We start from the raw sequence: 16919 nt of genomic DNA on the forward strand, positions 1-16919 counted from the left end.
GTAAACTAAAAGTAGACATACCGGGTGGTTCTTCAAAATGTACTGCCCGGTGACTTTTTACCGGACACTAGTGATTTATATTAATATGAAAGGCTTACAGCTGTTATGCGTAGATGAGTGTTTTCTTCTAAGCTTTTATTAGTTAAGCGATACATCTGATTTACTTCTACGCATATAAAGCCATACTCTTCTACCACTTTGCCCCGAATAAGGTAGCAGCCCGGCCCTCGAAACGGATAGCGCTTAAACGAATGAGAAAAGTGAACCGTATCGAGCCAATAGCCATCCACGTCCAGAAAGGTGCCGAACGACATGCTTTCTCCACTACTGGTACGTGTAGGTTTACGTGTTATCAAATAGCCCACAATAGCCACGTTTTTGTTTACGCATTGCGGTAGGTCGGCCGATTTAAGCAGGCTGGGTATTTGTTTTTCAAGAAGCTTAAAGGGCGATGTGAGCGGGAAACCCAATAATTCCAGCTCATCAAAGGCGCTTTCCAGTTCGTGTTCCCATAGATCGGGCAGCTCAAACTCGCGTACTTCTGGCTGAAAGAGTGTAGGTTCAGGCTTGGTGACTTTACTGTGTCCTAGCAGGTGGTGAGCATCCCACAGCAGTTCTTTCTTTGTTTTGCCGGTAAAACGAAAGGCATCAATGCGGATAAGTATCATGAGTTGTTCCAGTGAGATGGCTACACGCGATATGAAATCGGCCAAACTAGTAAACTCACCAAATAAACCACGTTCATTCAATAATAGTTCCACCGATTTTCGTTCCAGGCCATGTAGCATAAAGAAGCCCAGAAAGAGGTGCTTGCCGCGGATAATACACGGCCAGTCACCGCGGTTTACACAAGGAGCTTCAACAATGGCACCATGCATACGTGCTTCATGCAGATACAGTTCGGCACGATAAAAACCACCACCGTTATTGAGGGTGGCCACCATGTATTCGCGCGGGTAATAGGCTTTCAGGTACAAGGCCTGATAGCTTTCAACTGCATAGCTGGCCGAGTGGCCTTTGGCAAAAGCATAGTTGGCAAAGCTCTCAATTTGTCGCCATATATCAGCTACGGTTTGCTCGGCATAGCCTTTATTTTGGCAGTTGCTGAAGAATTTTTCGCGCACTTTCCAAAACTCGTTACGTTGCCGGAATTTCCACGACATGCCACGCCGTAATACATCTGCTTCATCCAGCGACAAGCCGGCAAAGTAATGCGCTACCTTAATTACATCTTCCTGATACACCATTACGCCGTAGGTCTCTTCCAGTATGTTGTACAGATCTGGTAAGTCTTTTCTGGCCTGTTCGCGTCGTTCCGGGTTCTGAAAGCGAAGAATGTATTCGCGCATCATGCCACTTTTGGCCACACCTGGGCGAATAATGGAGCTGGCCGCCACTAGTCGCAAGTAGTCATCGGCCTTGAGCTTGGTGAGTAACATGCGCATGGCGGGTGACTCCACATAGAAGCAGCCAATGGCTTTACCCACTTTAAGCAACTCTTTTATCTGCTCATCTGTCTTTAGCCGTTTGATGTCGTCAATATCTATCTCTACGCCTTCGTTTTCGCTTATAATATCCAGTGAATCTTTAATTTTGCTCAATCCGCGCTGGCTCAAAATATCGAATTTGTGCAGCCCTACATCTTCGGCCACGTACATGTCAAATTGCGTGGAAGGAAAGCCTTTGGGTAATAATTCGGTGGATGAGTAGCAGGATATGGGCTCTTCTGAAATAAGGATGCCACTTGAGTGAATACTGCAGTGGCTGGGGAAGCCATCAATAAATTGGCTGTATTTAATCACCCATTGTCCATATTTATTACCGTTGGCCGATGATGGATTTTTTTGTAGCGTAACAATTTCATCATCGGGCACACCAAATACCTTGGCTATTTCGCGGATGGCCGATTTGTATTTAAACGTGATGTAATTACCCAATAGTGCTACGCGTTCATAGCCGTATTCTTCAAAAATGTAGCGCGTAACATCATCACGATCGGTCCACGAAAAATCAATGTCAAAATCGGGTGGTGATTGGCGGAAAGGATTGATGAAACGCTCAAAATATAAGTCTAGTTCAATGGGGTCAACATTGGTGATACGCAGCAAATAAGCTACCAGGCTATTGGCACCACTTCCCCTGCCAATGTAGTAGTAGCCTTTGCTACGAGCATAGTCTACAATGTCAAGTGTAACTAAAAAATAGGCACAAAAGCCCAGGTCGCGAATCACTTCCAGCTCTTTGTTCATTCGTTTAATAACCGCCTCATTTTTATCCGGAAAGCGATAGGTCAAGCCCTCTATGCAGCGCCTTTTCAGGCGTTGAAAATCATCTTCTTTTGAATTTTTAAATACTTGCTTGTTTTTATTGGTGTCAAAGTTAAAATCGATGCTGCATGAAGCTAGTAAATGTTTCGTGTTTTCAATTATTTGCGGATATTGGCTATAAAGCTCAAGTAAATCAGTTTTCGGAATTATCGTATCGGCCTCGTTGGCTTGCTCATCTTCGCTTAGTTTGCTCAGTAGCGTATTATTGTCAATGGCTCGTAGCAGGCGGTGCGCATTATAATCGTGCTTATTTCGAAAGGTACAGGTGTGTTTAATGACTAGCTTATCCTGTTGGTTTTTCCATTTTGAAAAAGGCAGTTGTTTTAAATCCTCGAGAGATATGCCAATAAACTCATTGTTGCACAATTCATCATCAGCATAAGTAAACGGATAAATCACATAGCTGTATTTAAACGGAGGCGCTTGTGTGTCAAATTCAATTTTTTCGTGCAGATGAGGTGTCAGGTATTCATTTATTTCCCTGAAGCCATCGTTGTTCTTTGCAATGGCTACGTATTGTTGTTGTACACCATTGCGAAAATCGACGCCCACTGCTGGTTTAATATTATGCTGTGCAGCAAGGCGCACAAAATCAATGCTGGCTGCAGTATTATTTATGTCAGTTAGTGCAAAAGTATCAAAACCATGGTGCACCAGTACTTTTATCAAGTCTTCGGTGGAGATGGTGCCGTACTTAAAGCTGTAATATGAATGGCAGTTTGTTAGCATGCTTTTTAGTTATTAGTCAGTTAGTCGTCTGAAGAGGGGTGCAGTGCACTAGGTACCATGCGCTGCCTCCGGACTTCGGGCTTCAAGCTTCGGACCTGGTGGTATAATTTCCCCATCCATTTGTCCATTAAAAGGGTTCATTTGTTTTACATGTCGGGCACGCATTCCCTGGGCTCGTTTTACAGCATCTTCGCCGTAGCGCCCACGCAGATTATCCATGGCCTGGTAAAGCTTTATCATTTTAAATGAATCTTCGAAAAGTCTTATTTGATAGCTGCCGCCAATCAGGTTGCTGAATCGCACCCCAATCAGACGTACCAGTACGCGACGGTCGTACACTTTTTCAAATAAATCCTTTACAATTTCAATCAGAGTATGATCGAGCGATGTATAAGGAATGCGCCTCTGCTTGGTGTGTGTTTGAAAGTCGGAGTAACGAACTTTAACCGATACGCAGGAGGTCAGTTTGTTGCTGTTTCGCAGTTGGTAAGCCAGGCTTTCGGCCATGCCCAGTAATATGCTTTTGAGATTGTATATGTCGGTTGTGTCCTGCTCAAAAGTGCGTTCGGTGGATATGGACTTACGTTCGCTCCAGCCTATCACAGGTGTGTTGTCTATGCCTTGTGCTTTTTTCCAGATGGCAATGCCATTTTTACCCAATACGCGCTCCATGAGTTCAATGGGCATTTCTTGTACAGTACGTACCCTTTCGATGCCCATTCGTCGGAGTAGATGATAGGTTTTATTCCCCACCATTGGTATTTTTTTTATGGATAAAGGAGCCAGAAAGGGCTTTTCGTAGCCGGTTTTTATTTGAATGTGGTTATTGGGTTTGGCCTCGCCAGTACCTACTTTAGCTACTGTTTTACTGGTTGATAAGCCAAATGAGATTGGTAGTTTAGTATCATGAATAATTTTGTCGCGTAGTTCTTTGGCCCATAGATAGGTGGTTTGAATATAGCGATCCATGCCGGTTACATCAATGTAAAATTCATCAATAGATGATTTTTCAAACAAAGGCGAACGCTCACGGATGATTTCAGTTATCTGATTCGAAAATTCACTATAGGCCTGACTGTTTCCCCGGATAACCTTAGCATGAGGGCATAGTTGCCGGGCCATTCGCATAGGCATAGCTGAATGGATACCGTAAGTGCGAGCTTCGTAACTGCAGGCGGCTACCACACCTCTGTCAGATGTGCCACCTATAAGCACAGGCACACCTATCAACTCTTTATTTATCAATCGTTCACACGATACAAAAAAAGTGTCTAAATCCAGGTGTAATATCGATTTGTCTATCATTGTCGATTATATCGTCATTATTGTGTTTATAATATAGACAATGTTCTTATATTTGTACAGCGTAATAGGAGACTATTTTTTAACAAAAAGTAGAAGTGTCTGGGAGAGAGGATGAAAAAAATGACGGTCTATGAGTACCGAAATGGAGAACTAAAGTGCTATTTTTTTAGATGTTTGATTTTGTTAGGATTTAGCTTAGTTCTAATGTTTATAGTCTAATAATCTAAGGAGCTATTTTATATGTATTTTGCTGAGAATGTTAAGTTTTTAAGGAAGAGAAAGGGTTTGTCACAGAGTGATTTGTCGTCATCTTTAGAGTTGACACGAACGACTTTGGCAGGTTATGAGAAAAGTGTGCAGCCACCATTTAAAACACTCATTAAGTTTGCCGAGTATTTTAATGTATCCATTGATGCATTGGTACGTTACAAACTCGATGCATTGTCGGAGTTTCAGCTTTCGCAGATAGAAGGTGGTTTTGATATTGATGTGACCGGACAGAAGTTACGTTTATTAACGGTTTCGGTAGATAAAGAAGGGAAAGAGAATATTGAGATGGTGCCAGTAAAAGCACAGGCTGGCTATACCTCCGACTATGGTGATACTGGTTTTATAGCTTCTTTGCCTAAGTTTTCATTACCATTTTTACCACAGGATAAAACCTATCGTTCATTTCAAATAAAAGGTGATTCGATGCTGCCAATACCCGAGGGTGCATGGGTAACAGCTTCGTACATCCAGAATTGGAAAAGTATAAAGGATGGAACGCCTTGCATTATTGTTACGCGCGATGAAGGTATTGTTTTTAAGGTGGTGTATAATCGACTAAAAGAGCATGAGGCATTTTTATTAGTATCGACCAATCGGGTTTATAAGCCATATGAGTTGGCGGTGAAGAAAATTGCTGAAATGTGGCAATTTGAAACTTATAACGGTTTTGAAATTGATTAATGGCATAGTTTGTAGGTGTGTTTATCGTGTTTTTTAGGTCTTTGGTCGTGCTTTTTATTGAATGTTCAAGAGCTTCGTTATCTTTACCCTGAACCTTAAAATATTTACAACTATGAGAGCTATTTTATTAGTGCTTGTGGCAGTGCTGTGTTATGCCTGCTGCGATGAAAAAAAAGACACAACTGCTTTTCCGCAACAATACGTGGGCACCTGGCAATTAATTTCATCCGATTATTACGGTAAAGATTCGGTCACTTCAAATATGATTGAAGGGCAGGAGATGATTAAGATAATCACACCCACACATTTCGCTTTTTTTCTGCATGACCTCAAGCAAGGCAAAGACAGTACAAATGTAGCCTACATGTCGGGGGGAGGAACGGTTGCTTTTAAAAATGGAGAATATACCGAGAACCTTGACTTTTGTACAGCACGTGAATGGGAAACACATGCATTTCATTTTAAATTGGAGCTAAAGGGGGATACTTTGATTCAGCAAGGTGTTGAGGAGTTAGAAGAGCTTGGCCTTGGGGATGAGAATTTATTACTGATTGAAAAATACATCAGACTGCAAGAGTAACTTAGCTTAAACTACGAAGTGAGCAATCCTAGATATTTTTTCTTAGCTTCGTGTAGCAATATTAAAAAACCTAATAGAAATGAAGAAGCTAAATCAAACGTTGCTACTATTGGTAGCTATTTTATTGTCTTTTAACGTATCGGCCCAAAAGTCATTACGCTATAATCTGAAGGTTGGTGAAACCTATAGCTTAAAACAGAATACTGTTCAGTTAATTGAGCAAAACATATCGGGCATGTCTCAAAATATTAAGAATACTTTGGGAGGAGACATCTCTGTAACTATCAAAGGAAAAAGTAGCAATGTTTATTCGTCAGAAGTTGTATTTGAATCCATGCTATTTAAAATGGAAAGTCCGATGATGAACATGAGTTATGACTCAAATGATACGTCGGCCGATGAAACAAATCCGCTAAATAAGACATTTAGCTTGCTTGTGGGGCATAAGTTCCAAATGAAGTTTGATGATCGTGGGAATATCAAGGAAGTAAAAGGTTTTGAGGAGATAGCTAATAAAGTAGTTGCGGCTTTTGGTGATAACCCACAGCAAGCTGAAATGATGAAGCAAACTCTTTCGGGACAGTTCTCAGATGATAATATGAAACACACTTTGAGCAGCATGTTAATTATTTATCCGGCAGAAAAGGTAAAAGTAGGTTCAAAGTGGACCAGTAATACCAAGCTTAAACAGCCAGTGCTAATTAATAATGTTTTTAACTACAATGTAGAAGCTGTTAATAGCAGCGAAGTAAAACTGTCAGGTACAGGAACTATGGCTACTGCAGAAGGGCAGACTATGCAGCAAATGGGGATGACACAGCACTTTGACCTGAAAGGCGATATTTCTTTCTCGGCTAATATAAATGCCAAAACAGGCTGGCCTTCGGAGCTTAAGCTAATTCAAAAGCTGGATGGAAATGTGGCCATTGAGTCACCTCAGTTGCCGGCGCCAATGGAAATGCCAATGAAGATTACAAGCGAATCGACTTATACCAGTATGTAAACTGATTATAGAGCAATGAAAAAGCCGGCAATGCCGGCTTTTTTATGTTTTAGGGATGAGAATTGTCGTGGCTTTATCAGCAGTTGCTATTTTTTCCAGAAACTCTCTGAAGATATTGTACTCCTCTTTAGGGTACATTCCTTTGTTAATTTCTAAGTAGCGGTACACGATTAATTGATTGTTCATATTCTTTATGCTGCAGCAATATCGGCCATACGGCGTATCTACATTCACATCTTTTGGAATTGATTCTATCTGCATATTCTCCGGGATGTTATAGGTTAAGGTATCACATTCGCTGTAGTTGTGTCTAATATAAACAGGGTTTTTTCTATTTCTTGCGTAAGCTGGGATGGTAGAGAAATCATTGACCTTATTTGTTTTTAGAAGTAAGCGTGTTCCCATTTTCGTTGCAAAATCAGGTAAGATAAGATCGATGGTTTTGTGTAGCTCGGGGCTGCGTTTTTTTATCACATCAATATCATACTTATCAATCTTGAACGTAGGTATATCGATAGAATTAGTAATGTGTTTCTTTCGGTCCTGCTCGTCAAGTGTGGTCAGCCAAAATTCATTACCATAAAGTGCCCCTTTGTAACTGGCTCTTACATTTGCTTCGGCATAACCATCTGAATTGAGATTGACTATTGCGTTAATAGCCTGGCGATTTTCCTCGGCAGAGTACGATGGTGTTTTGATTAATTCCGAATTTCCGTTTTTAACAACTAAAACATTTCTGTCATCAGTAAAGTCACTAATGTAACCACAAGGAGAGTGTGAGTTCGTACATTCAATCCATAGTGTGTCCTTAGGTAACTCAACATTTAAAAAAACATGGTTGAAGTTATCTGCCACAAACTCTGGATCGATTTTGGTATTATCTTCACCTGCACTAACGATGGTGTAATGACTCTTGTATCCAAAGTGATTGAGGATTGACATGATATAGTTAGTTAAGGCTTTACAATCTCCGTATGACAGGCGATCTACTGTTTCTGCATCGAAAGGCTGTTGCCCACCGATGCCTTCTTGTATACTGATATAACGATTCTTCTTCTGAGAAAATTCATAGATTTTACTAATTTTCTCGTAATCTGTCATTTCATCCGTAAGAGATTGGCCTATTTCATTAATGGTTTCTTCAGGAATGTTATCTCTTCCTTCTATTAATGAATAGCAAAAATCACCAAATCCTTTCCAACTTTCCAGGTTACCATTATAGCCCTTTAATTCAAAATAGCTTGGCGCTACATCAATGTTAGGTGCCCATATTGATACCGGTGGTGATAGTGGCTCAAAAGTTGGTGCCGCGTAATTTTGAGCTTTCCAGGTGTAAGTTTTACAGTCATCTTCTTCACTAATCTGTACCTCTTGATCGAAATTGGAGACTTTATACCTAAAATTGTAGTCTTGAGGTACTTTGTAAGATACAACTGACTCCTGGACTGAAACATTCATGCCTTTGTATAGCGACCAGCTTGGCCAGATGTAAGAATTATTCATCTTCATCGAATATGAATACTCAACAGTAAATGGGTAATCAGTGCATTTAGGATCAATTAGCTTAACTCGCGTATCATCATATAACGATGCTTCTGAAATGGCACTGCGATCGATGATATCATCCTGTTTAAACCTTTTTATTCGTTTACCTGCGCGGTCATATACTGCACCCTCAATATCTTCTATTTTATACAGTTTGGTGTAGCCCTCTGTAAAATAGGATAATTCAAGCGCACTTTCTTTTAAGATGGTTATAGCGATTGTTTGTTTACTTGCCATCCGACTTGCGCTAACGTATTCAGTGGTTGAGGATTGATATCGAACTACAGCATGGGCATTGGATAAGAGGGCCTTCGGTATTTCATCAACAGGATACTTAAGCTTATCTTTTGCCCAAATGCTATTGGAAAGAAATAGTAGGGCAAACACAAGGAGATTACAATGATGCTTCATTTTGTATGCGTTTAATAACAATTGGTTCGGCATGTTTATTAATAATGGCAGCATAAAGAGATTTCAAATACTTATACTCCTCAACACTGTAGGATGGTTTATTGAGTTTTAACCGGTATGTTACGGTGATGGTGTTTCCAAGTGCCTGATAATTGATTAAAACCGTTGCAGTTTTATCTGGTAGTACCGCTTTAATTGGTTTCGGAATTTCTTCAAACTGATAATCTTCTGGGATATTTATTTTTGAAATGAGGTATTTTTCTCTTTTGTAAGCAAAGTCAACCGGAAATTTACGTTCATCTATTTTAAATGGGTTATCTTCTATCTTTTCAAACAAGAAAGGATTAATCAATGCCATATCATTGATAACTTCAATCTTATTTTTTATACTAACCTGGTATTCTTCTTTAACAGGCTTATTTAAACTGTCAAGATTTTCGACTGAGTAATCTTTTATGGTTAGGCCAGAGTACACATTTTCCATTGTGTTTAAATACTCATCATTACTGGCGTACTTATTCATGCTCTTACGAAAGTTTAATGCTGAATAATCATAATGATATTGACTGATGTTTCCTTCCATAACCATTTCATCAGTGACATTGAGTTGATACATGATAACATCTTTATCTTCTAAATCTGTATCTAAATCTAACCATTTGCCGGTTTTATTTGTAACTAGTCGACCATGCTGGTTAAGGCATCTCTTAGGTAGCATACCAAAAGGCAGAAAAGGTTCTGTAGCATCGAGTACATATTCCTTGTCGTCAATCATGGTCCATACCATCATGTAGTTAAGTTTTCTGTAGCTAGGATAGAAGCGATGAAGACGACCATTATCTCTGGTGCTTATAACCACTGGAAAGGCAGGGAGATCCAGCTTCATTAGCAGTTGCATTAGCATCATATTTATTTCTGCAGAGTTGGCTTGCCCTTCTTTATAGGGTGTTGATAACGACAGACTAGCACTGTAAACAGATTCAATTCCATTCCATTTTATTTTCTTAATTTCATTGTAAGCTGCTTTCACCTTGTCAATGTCAGTCGTATAATTGGCTTCAATCTTCTTTTTTATTTTTGTGAGATAGGTTGAGCCATTCATTATGGCATGACCAAAGTAGCGATCACTGGCAAGCCTATCGTTCACAGCATCCCATGATGTTGTAAAATTTTGATAGATTCCTAAGTCATGAGCCGATATATTCAGAATGTCAAATTCAAATTTTGCCATGTAGTTTTCTATTGAGCTCATGTAGGCCTCCTTCTTAAATGCAGGCACTTCTTGAATGCGATACGTATTTGACCCAATATGCTTGACGCTGTGGTAGCCAATGGCTCGCTTTCGGTAAGTTATGATATCTGCTTCCTCAAGTTTTATTTCAGCATGTTTCACCGGGATGATCTCTTGAAATGCAAACTCAGAAGGTAAAAGTGAATGTGATATTTCAATGTCAAAAACAGTTCCTACTTTTATATTTGGCATTGCTACCCTAATTCGGTAATAGTCTTCGGTGACTTTCTCCTTGAAAATGCTTTCTCTTTTCAGTTTTTCTTCAATTATTTCACCATTTACAAGATTATATACGCGACCGCGAATATTTACATCTTCACCACCAGGGAAAGTATACTCAGAATATTCAGTTCCAGCTTTCTTTAATATTTTCACTCGTCTTGTTAGTCGGTATGTTAGGTCATTTGCTTGGAAGTGTGCGTATTTACATAATACAACAGCAGTTGCTGAAGTGTCTGGTTCGTACACCGTCATTTCTAGTTCTTCAATGCTGACTTTGCCAAATTTGATGGGTGCTTTTTCTGCACGTAAGAAGGATACTGCCATTATCAGCAGTAGTAACATAGATGTTCTTTTCATTGGGTAGGATTTAATATTCCTTTCTAAAATAGAAATATTAAATCAAGAAACAGTGCAGTGTAGTTAACTTTTGTAATGTTTATTTATAATTTAGAATTGTTATATAAGAGGGAATTAATGTTTCGAAGTTTAAGTAACCCTTTTGTGCTATGGGTTTAAGTCAAATTCTAGCACTTGATCAATAACAATTTCTTCAGGACGCACTTTAACCCTGATTGGTATTATTTCTACACCTTCCTGATATGCTAAACTTAATGTATTGGCATATTCAGGATCGATTTGATGGGCTGGTGCAAATTGCTTAACATCACTGCGCTGAATAATGTAAAGCATTACTGTTCGAATGCCTTCTTTCTTTAATCGGATTAATTCTACAAGGTGTTTTTTACCTCGTGTTGTTACAGCATCGGGGAAGCGAGCAAAATCACCATCTTTCATGGTGACATTTTTAACCTCAATAAAGCATGTTTCTGATTCATTTTGTGCCATTATATCTATACGGCTGTCTCCGGTTTTAACTTCGCGCTGTACATGAGTATACCCACTAAGTGCTTTAATCTTGTTTGTTTTAATTGCTTCATAAGCAATTAGATTTGGGTGCATGGTGTTAATGCCCACCCAATCTCCATTAAGCTTAATCATTTCCCAGGTATAGCGAGTCTTTCGTTTTGGATCTTTGGCTGGCGAAAGGTATACCTCGGCACCTTCTTCAATACATGTTTTCATAGATCCACTATTTGTACAATGGGCTACCACAATAGAGCCATCATCAAGCCTTATGTCGCTTAAGAAACGTTTATAGCGCTTGATTAAATAACCGTGAATTAAAGGTGTTTCAAACTTCATTAGCTGTTTTATTGATTTGTAAAAGTATCAATTAACGAGGAAAAATATATTTTTGTCGCCACAAATGATTTGACTTATGAAGTGTCGTGATAATTGTGGAGCTTGTTGCATTGTGCCAAGCATTTCTTCTGCTTTGCCAAAACTACCTGAGGGAAAACCGGAAGGTAAGTTGTAGGGGGTAAATTTTTTTTCTATCTTTACCTTAAATGTATTGGTTATGAAGAAAGGTAAAGCTATCACTTATAGGCGTGTATCTACAGATTCCTCACGGCAGGACATAGAGCGTCAAATGAAACCCATTGAAGATTTTTGTGACGATAAGGATTTTGTGATTATAAAAAACTTCAAGGACGATGTTAGTGGTTCAGTGCCAGTTATGAAACGTGAGGGATACAAAGAGATGATTGACTTTATCGAATCATGCCCAAATCGTTCAGAATTGAATGTCGTTTTTGATGAAGTAAGCCGAATTGGAAGAGAAAAAGTTATTATTTGGGATGCGATAAATTATTTCATAAAACATGATGAGCCGATAAACGTACATATTGTATCGCCTCCTTTAACGATGTTGAAAAAAGATGGAAGTGTTGATGAGGGAGTTGATATCGTTATTACACTATTTTCACAACTTGCTGAAAGTGAGAAAAGGCGAATTGTAGACCGGGTTAACACTTCTATTCCTCGAAGTTTAGAGCAAAAGAAGACACTTGGTGGAAAGCCACTTTACGGTTATATGGTAAACGAAAAAACAAAAGAAATTGAAGTTGATCCAGATAAAATTGAGGATGTTTTTGAAATTTTCAACTTATACACATCAGGGTTAGGAAGTGGAAGGATTGCAAAAATTTTAAATCTAAATAATAAACCATCACCAACTGGAGATAAATGGACAGCATCTTCACTATTAAAAATTATAAAAAACAGACAGTATAAGGGAGAACGAGTCGTGTTAGGTGAGGTATATAGTGTGCCTGCGCTAATACCGGATGATTTATTCAATAAGGCACAAGAAATCATTAGTAGTAGAGGGAATAATGTACAAAGAGATAGGAGTTTAATTAATCCACTTGTTGGAGTTTGTTTTTGTAGTTGTGGAAGTCGTTTATATGTTGGACGGGATAAAAGACGACCTATATATAAGTGTACCAGTTATATGAGAGCAAAGCAGAGGTGTGATGTATTTTCGTCTTTTGATTTTAAAAAGCTAAATAATAGTATTCTTACTTTCTTTAACTTGTTAGTCATCAAAGGGGCGAAAAGTTTGGAATTGAAAGAGAGTCTTTTGGTAGAGAAGAAAAAAATTGTGGAACTAGATATTCCAACCATTGAGAAAAGCAAAAGTAGAGTAGACTCAAAAATTGAGAAGATTAGAGAAGATTACTATGATGATGAAATCACTAAAGTAAAACGAGATAAACTTATTGCCAAGGTTCGTGATGATAATACCAGTTATGATGAAAGACTTTTAAGCTGTAATGACCGAGTGAAAGAAATTGATAGACAAATAGAATCCATAGATGATGATCAGAATGTCGAATCAATTGTAGATATAAAAACTTTTAAGGTATTTGCAAAAAAACATATTAAGCATTTCGAGGTGCAGCGTATTGATAAGCCAAAAATTGAAGGTATTGATAAATATTTTAGGAATAAGAAGGAAATCTTTATTAATGTGAAAATTGAAGCTTATTCTGGAGGACAGATGGAGTATATAATGAGCAACTGGAGTGAATATATATTGTTTAAGTGGGAACTCACAGGTATAGCGACCAAAGGAATAAGTAATTATAAAAATATTGTAGATGCAGGATTCAATAGGGGTGGTATTAATGGAATTGGCAGCCTTGTTGACATCGAGGCGAAGATTGCATACGATGTGATACATTTGCGAGAAGTACTTAAATAAGCAGATTCTTTATTTTGTTTGTTATCTGCACGTAAGGTTGGGAGTTAGGGTGATAACACTGATAGAATCAGTATTCATGGGATGATTCAATCCCTCCCCTTAAATTCAACTTCGACAGGTGAGTCCGCAGGTAAAAAGGTGAATTCAATTTTGCTGTTCTTACTTTTCAACCAGCTTGCAAACTCATTAAATTCGCCATTAGGAACAACACTGGCGAACTTTAACTCCTTAACTTTACCACCAAGACCTAATTGGTATTTGATTCTATTCCTGCTGAAAACTGGATATCGAAATTGGTGCTGTAATTCTACTATATTATGGTAGGCTATGGTGGTTTGATTTCGATTGATGAGGTGGTTTACCGTGATTCCATTGTCAGTTAATTCGACTGACACTAGTTTTGATAATAGCCGGACAAGCACAGTCAGTAACAATATCAAGATTGAAATGCCAACCAAAATAACTGTGGTATTGTCAGTTCGGAAGGTTAGGACTCCAGAAATGCCTATTAGGGCGATAACTGGCACTATTTTGTCAAAGAGGAAGTAGTTGTTTGAAGTGTACTTGGTCATTCAGTGTTCGGTTTAATTTTTGCTTACGTTGGAATACATTAGATAAAGGTTCAGGTCAATTCTATCATATGGTTCATCAATCGTCCCCCTAGTTATATATTGCTTAGCTAAAACTTCGTATTCGTTAATGTTGTTGTTATTTACCTTAGTAGAATCGGTAAAATGGAAGCTGCCACCGTTTTTCCATGAAACTGTGGGGTGTAAGCTTTCAATCAATTCCTCTGTTAAAACATGAGTATTGAAGAGTATAGTTGTGTCTCCAGTTGAGAGTATCGGTTTAATTCTATAAGTAGCTTTCTTATCTAACACTTTCGGTTTGATGTAAATTGTGAAATCTAAAACCATGTAGCCATCGTTCATTTTAGGTTCAGCACATTCAATTCTATAGTTGTCATTTCTCTCAAGTTTGTGGTACATCATTTCACAACTAAAGTTCGAAAACAAGAAGATAAATAAAAGAGCCACTGTGATTCTTACGCATTTATTTTTCATTAGTCTAATCCTTTTCAATGCTCAATAAATACTTGCTTTTAGGAGCGTAATAAAAGCTTACTTTATCACCATCAGAACAACTCTCAAATAAATCTTTATCCACTCTGTAAAGGGTATTATCCATTATAAAATCGAATCGAGTGAATTCATTCATTGGATTATTATGGGGCAATGTGGTCATATTACCACTACCGGCTTCAAAGTCACGTTTTGCCTGTTTTTTTTGAATTACCTTTCGTTCAGCAACCTTTATATTGTTTCTGATATCCTGATAATACTTGCCGTTCATCTGGTAGCTTACCCAAATTGAAAAAATAACACATGCCAGAATGATTAAACCATCAATGCTTGTAAAAACTATCTCCTCGAAATCTGAATTGTATTGATGAAATCCAACAATTACATAGCTTAGTAAAGCGCATAAAAATACCGGAAGAAGGTATCCCATTCGACATTGATAACGCAGTTCTTTAATATCGGCTTGTGATAATGATTTGGTCATAATCGTTGAAATTAATTTATTTCGATGTTTTAACAAACAAGATGACAATATACCTGCCTAAACGGTGATGAATGTTTATTATTTAATACATTTTCTAATTATTTTTCAGTACAGACTACTATCTTTAGGCTAATAAAACCCAAAATAACCTCATGTTCTATCTATATTTCTTACTTCAGAAGATTAACTACAAAATATTCTTTTGGTATATAATTCCAATATCTAGCTTAATTCTTGGTATATCTTACAATCTTGTTAATGAAATTGAACTTGTATCAAGCGATGCAATTAACAGGGTAGTTATGGCATGTATTAGTCCTTATGTCATTGGAGTTACATGGCTAGGGTTGTATTCCGCTTTAAAAAGCACAGGAGATGATAATTTAACACCTAAATCTCCATCAATGAAGTATGGCTCAATTACAAACGTATTGGATGTAGAAAAACTAAGCTTTAAGAATTATTCTAAATGCGTGTTTTGGGCTTGGGTTGTTCAGACAGCATATTGGACATTCGATTTATTAAATTAATCACCGCTACTTAATATACAGTTAAACTTAACCATGGATGAACTACAAAAATTCATAAGTAACCTTACTGATATTGAACTGGCTAAATTCATTGGCTATCGAATAAAGGGTTTCATGGGTAGTTCACAGCAATTCATACTTGATGAGGCAAGAAGTAGAGGGTTGGGTTTTGAAGAAATTAAAACACTTTTCAAGAATGAGATTCCTCAAGGCTCGAATATGCTTTACTGTTGCCCTCAATGTGGTTCAGATAAATATTTTACCGAAACCGACTATGCACAAAGGCAGGTGAGGTACATCAGTTATGAAGTCGCCATTGAATCCAATAGATGTCGAATTTGTGGCTTTAATCCCAATAAGAATGACCACAAAGGGGTTATCAACAAGATTAAAAAGGTCTTAGGATTCTATCGTTCAACCAGATTAAGACCACCGGAAATTGACCGAAGATTGTTTTCCTAAATTTTTCCCTGCTAAACACTTTAAACTGATAAAATTACAAAATATGCTAAAGCTATCATCAACAATAATAATTACAATGCTACTATTAGCATGTAATAGCTTTAATAAGTCAAGAGATATAATTGTTAATGGAGATGTTGATGGTGAGTTACTCGATCGGTTAACGGAATTAAACTTAGTACATGTTAATGACGTTATTTTTGGGTTGTGGTTTTCAAAAACAGAGGAGGTGGGTTCTAAATATGAGACTTACACGTTCTTTACTACTAAAGAGTTGGTGCGTTTTTATCATTTTGAGGGTAATGATGCAAAGACAATTAGGATTCCACTTAATAAGGTGCTGAATATTAGTAAAACTATTGATCCAATTGATACAAGTAGGATTCTTATTAAGGTAAAGCAGTTAGATAAAGTCCTTTATAATAATCGTGAACAAGAAAACGATCTTTTTGATAGTGATTTCGATTTCCGCCCACCGTATGATACTGATATTAATGAGCAAGAGGAGTACTATCAATTGCTACTGGATAAATGGAAGAGTAATAAAAGCTATGAAGAACTGCGTGAGGTGTATGCTGAGTTTTATAATATCGATGGAACTGAAGTAATCTCAAAAGGAACGCAATTAGAGAGAGAGAAACTTAAAGAATTAAGTACAGAACTAACCAATTTGAAATATAACCTTATAATTAGTGAGGATTTTGTCATTATGTATAAAGACCATGACATGTTCTTCTTTAGTTATGATTTTGTCAATGAAGAATATACTGTTTTTAAAATAGTTACAGATAATGAAATTGAAGAGGATGAAGATGCTCTTTTCGTTCCAAAACTGGACCACTATTGCAGCGGTTATAATTACTTTTAGTTCCTTGCTGCCTATTGAAA

At 37.8% G+C, this 16919-nt stretch carries 15 protein-coding genes; 7 read left to right on the forward strand and 8 right to left on the reverse strand.

The features are described from left to right. Positions 1-80 precede the first annotated feature (80 nt). Together JIV24_RS20605 and dinB are read right to left on the reverse strand one after the other, a co-directional pair. Positions 81-3056 (reverse strand): DNA polymerase III subunit alpha, encoded by a 2976-nt coding sequence (locus JIV24_RS20605; protein WP_200466974.1) that lies wholly within the window; start codon positions 3054-3056, stop codon positions 81-83. 48 nt (positions 3057-3104) lie between these two features. Further along, complete coding sequence (gene dinB / locus JIV24_RS20610; protein ID WP_200466975.1) at positions 3105-4361, reverse strand: DNA polymerase IV; 1257 nt, start codon at positions 4359-4361, stop codon at positions 3105-3107. A 240-nt stretch (positions 4362-4601) separates the two neighbouring features. On the opposite strand from dinB, the gene JIV24_RS20615 reads away from it, so the two are divergent. From JIV24_RS20615 to JIV24_RS20625, 3 genes are all read left to right on the forward strand, one after another. Next, positions 4602-5312 (forward strand): XRE family transcriptional regulator, encoded by a 711-nt coding sequence (locus JIV24_RS20615; protein WP_200466976.1) that lies wholly within the window; start codon positions 4602-4604, stop codon positions 5310-5312. 112 nt (positions 5313-5424) lie between these two features. After that, positions 5425-5892 carry a hypothetical protein gene (locus tag JIV24_RS20620; RefSeq protein ID WP_200466977.1) on the forward strand — a complete coding sequence of 156 codons (468 nt, stop codon included), beginning with the start codon at positions 5425-5427 and terminating at the stop codon, positions 5890-5892. A gap of 79 nt (positions 5893-5971) precedes the next feature. Beyond that, positions 5972-6895, forward strand: a complete 924-nt coding sequence (locus JIV24_RS20625) for a DUF6263 family protein (protein ID WP_200466978.1) — start codon at positions 5972-5974, stop codon at positions 6893-6895. A 42-nt stretch (positions 6896-6937) separates the two neighbouring features. Here JIV24_RS20625 and JIV24_RS20630 read toward each other — a convergent pair whose 3' ends face one another. The 3 genes from JIV24_RS20630 to sfsA all read right to left on the reverse strand — a co-directional run bounded on the left by JIV24_RS20630 (position 6938) and on the right by sfsA (position 11567). Then, positions 6938-8851: a DUF3857 domain-containing protein gene (locus tag JIV24_RS20630; RefSeq protein WP_200466979.1), complete on the reverse strand. Its 1914-nt coding sequence runs from the start codon at positions 8849-8851 to the stop codon at positions 6938-6940. Next, positions 8835-10721, reverse strand: a complete 1887-nt coding sequence (locus tag JIV24_RS20635) for a hypothetical protein (protein WP_200466980.1) — start codon at positions 10719-10721, stop codon at positions 8835-8837. The genes JIV24_RS20630 and JIV24_RS20635 overlap by 17 nt, the downstream gene beginning before the upstream one ends. A 147-nt stretch (positions 10722-10868) precedes the next feature. Next, positions 10869-11567 carry a DNA/RNA nuclease SfsA gene (gene sfsA / locus JIV24_RS20640; protein WP_200466981.1) on the reverse strand — a complete coding sequence of 233 codons (699 nt, stop codon included), beginning with the start codon at positions 11565-11567 and terminating at the stop codon, positions 10869-10871. A 217-nt stretch (positions 11568-11784) separates the two neighbouring features. Here sfsA and JIV24_RS20645 point away from each other — a divergent pair, with 217 nt between their 5' ends. Next, positions 11785-13473, forward strand: a complete 1689-nt coding sequence (locus JIV24_RS20645) for a recombinase family protein (protein WP_200466982.1) — start codon at positions 11785-11787, stop codon at positions 13471-13473. Positions 13474-13559: 86 nt separating this feature from the next. On the opposite strand, the gene JIV24_RS20650 is transcribed toward JIV24_RS20645, so the two are convergent. The 3 genes from JIV24_RS20650 to JIV24_RS20660 are packed head-to-tail and all read right to left on the reverse strand — an operon-like array spanning position 13560 to position 15039. Then, positions 13560-14045, reverse strand: coding sequence for a hypothetical protein (locus JIV24_RS20650; RefSeq protein ID WP_200466983.1), 486 nt, complete (start codon positions 14043-14045; stop codon positions 13560-13562). A 12-nt stretch (positions 14046-14057) separates the two neighbouring features. Continuing rightward, positions 14058-14537: a hypothetical protein gene (locus tag JIV24_RS20655; RefSeq protein WP_200466984.1), complete on the reverse strand. Its 480-nt coding sequence runs from the start codon at positions 14535-14537 to the stop codon at positions 14058-14060. Positions 14538-14541: 4 nt separating this feature from the next. Beyond that, positions 14542-15039, reverse strand: coding sequence for a hypothetical protein (locus JIV24_RS20660; RefSeq protein WP_200466985.1), 498 nt, complete (start codon positions 15037-15039; stop codon positions 14542-14544). 302 nt (positions 15040-15341) lie between these two features. Between JIV24_RS20660 and JIV24_RS20665 the strand changes: the two genes are divergently transcribed. Genes JIV24_RS20665 through JIV24_RS20675 form a run of 3 tightly spaced genes read left to right on the forward strand, consistent with a single transcriptional unit; the run spans position 15342 to position 16899 of the window. Then, positions 15342-15569, forward strand: a complete 228-nt coding sequence (locus JIV24_RS20665) for a hypothetical protein (RefSeq protein ID WP_200466986.1) — start codon at positions 15342-15344, stop codon at positions 15567-15569. A 33-nt stretch (positions 15570-15602) separates the two neighbouring features. Beyond that, positions 15603-16031, forward strand: coding sequence for a hypothetical protein (locus tag JIV24_RS20670; RefSeq protein ID WP_200466987.1), 429 nt, complete (start codon positions 15603-15605; stop codon positions 16029-16031). Between the two features lie 43 nt (positions 16032-16074). Next, complete coding sequence (locus tag JIV24_RS20675; protein WP_200466988.1) at positions 16075-16899, forward strand: hypothetical protein; 825 nt, start codon at positions 16075-16077, stop codon at positions 16897-16899. Positions 16900-16919: the final 20 nt, after the last annotated feature.

The sequence above is a fragment of the Carboxylicivirga marina genome, from assembly GCF_016612505.1.
GTDB classification, from domain to species: domain Bacteria; phylum Bacteroidota; class Bacteroidia; order Bacteroidales; family Marinilabiliaceae; genus Carboxylicivirga; species Carboxylicivirga marina.

Coding starts and splice junctions, on each gene's coding strand:
- JIV24_RS20665 (WP_200466986.1), top strand. CDS start 15,342: ATGGCATGTATTAGTCCTTATGTCATTGGAGTTACATGGCTAGGGTTG.
- JIV24_RS20635 (WP_200466980.1), bottom strand. CDS start 10,721: ATGAAAAGAACATCTATGTTACTACTGCTGATAATGGCAGTATCCTTC.
- JIV24_RS20630 (WP_200466979.1), bottom strand. CDS start 8,851: ATGAAGCATCATTGTAATCTCCTTGTGTTTGCCCTACTATTTCTTTCC.
- JIV24_RS20655 (WP_200466984.1), bottom strand. CDS start 14,537: ATGAAAAATAAATGCGTAAGAATCACAGTGGCTCTTTTATTTATCTTC.
- dinB (WP_200466975.1), bottom strand. CDS start 4,361: ATGATAGACAAATCGATATTACACCTGGATTTAGACACTTTTTTTGTA.
- JIV24_RS20615 (WP_200466976.1), top strand. CDS start 4,602: ATGTATTTTGCTGAGAATGTTAAGTTTTTAAGGAAGAGAAAGGGTTTG.
- JIV24_RS20670 (WP_200466987.1), top strand. CDS start 15,603: ATGGATGAACTACAAAAATTCATAAGTAACCTTACTGATATTGAACTG.
- JIV24_RS20660 (WP_200466985.1), bottom strand. CDS start 15,039: ATGACCAAATCATTATCACAAGCCGATATTAAAGAACTGCGTTATCAA.
- JIV24_RS20605 (WP_200466974.1), bottom strand. CDS start 3,056: ATGCTAACAAACTGCCATTCATATTACAGCTTTAAGTACGGCACCATC.
- JIV24_RS20645 (WP_200466982.1), top strand. CDS start 11,785: ATGAAGAAAGGTAAAGCTATCACTTATAGGCGTGTATCTACAGATTCC.
- sfsA (WP_200466981.1), bottom strand. CDS start 11,567: ATGAAGTTTGAAACACCTTTAATTCACGGTTATTTAATCAAGCGCTAT.
- JIV24_RS20650 (WP_200466983.1), bottom strand. CDS start 14,045: ATGACCAAGTACACTTCAAACAACTACTTCCTCTTTGACAAAATAGTG.
- JIV24_RS20625 (WP_200466978.1), top strand. CDS start 5,972: ATGAAGAAGCTAAATCAAACGTTGCTACTATTGGTAGCTATTTTATTG.
- JIV24_RS20675 (WP_200466988.1), top strand. CDS start 16,075: ATGCTAAAGCTATCATCAACAATAATAATTACAATGCTACTATTAGCA.
- JIV24_RS20620 (WP_200466977.1), top strand. CDS start 5,425: ATGAGAGCTATTTTATTAGTGCTTGTGGCAGTGCTGTGTTATGCCTGC.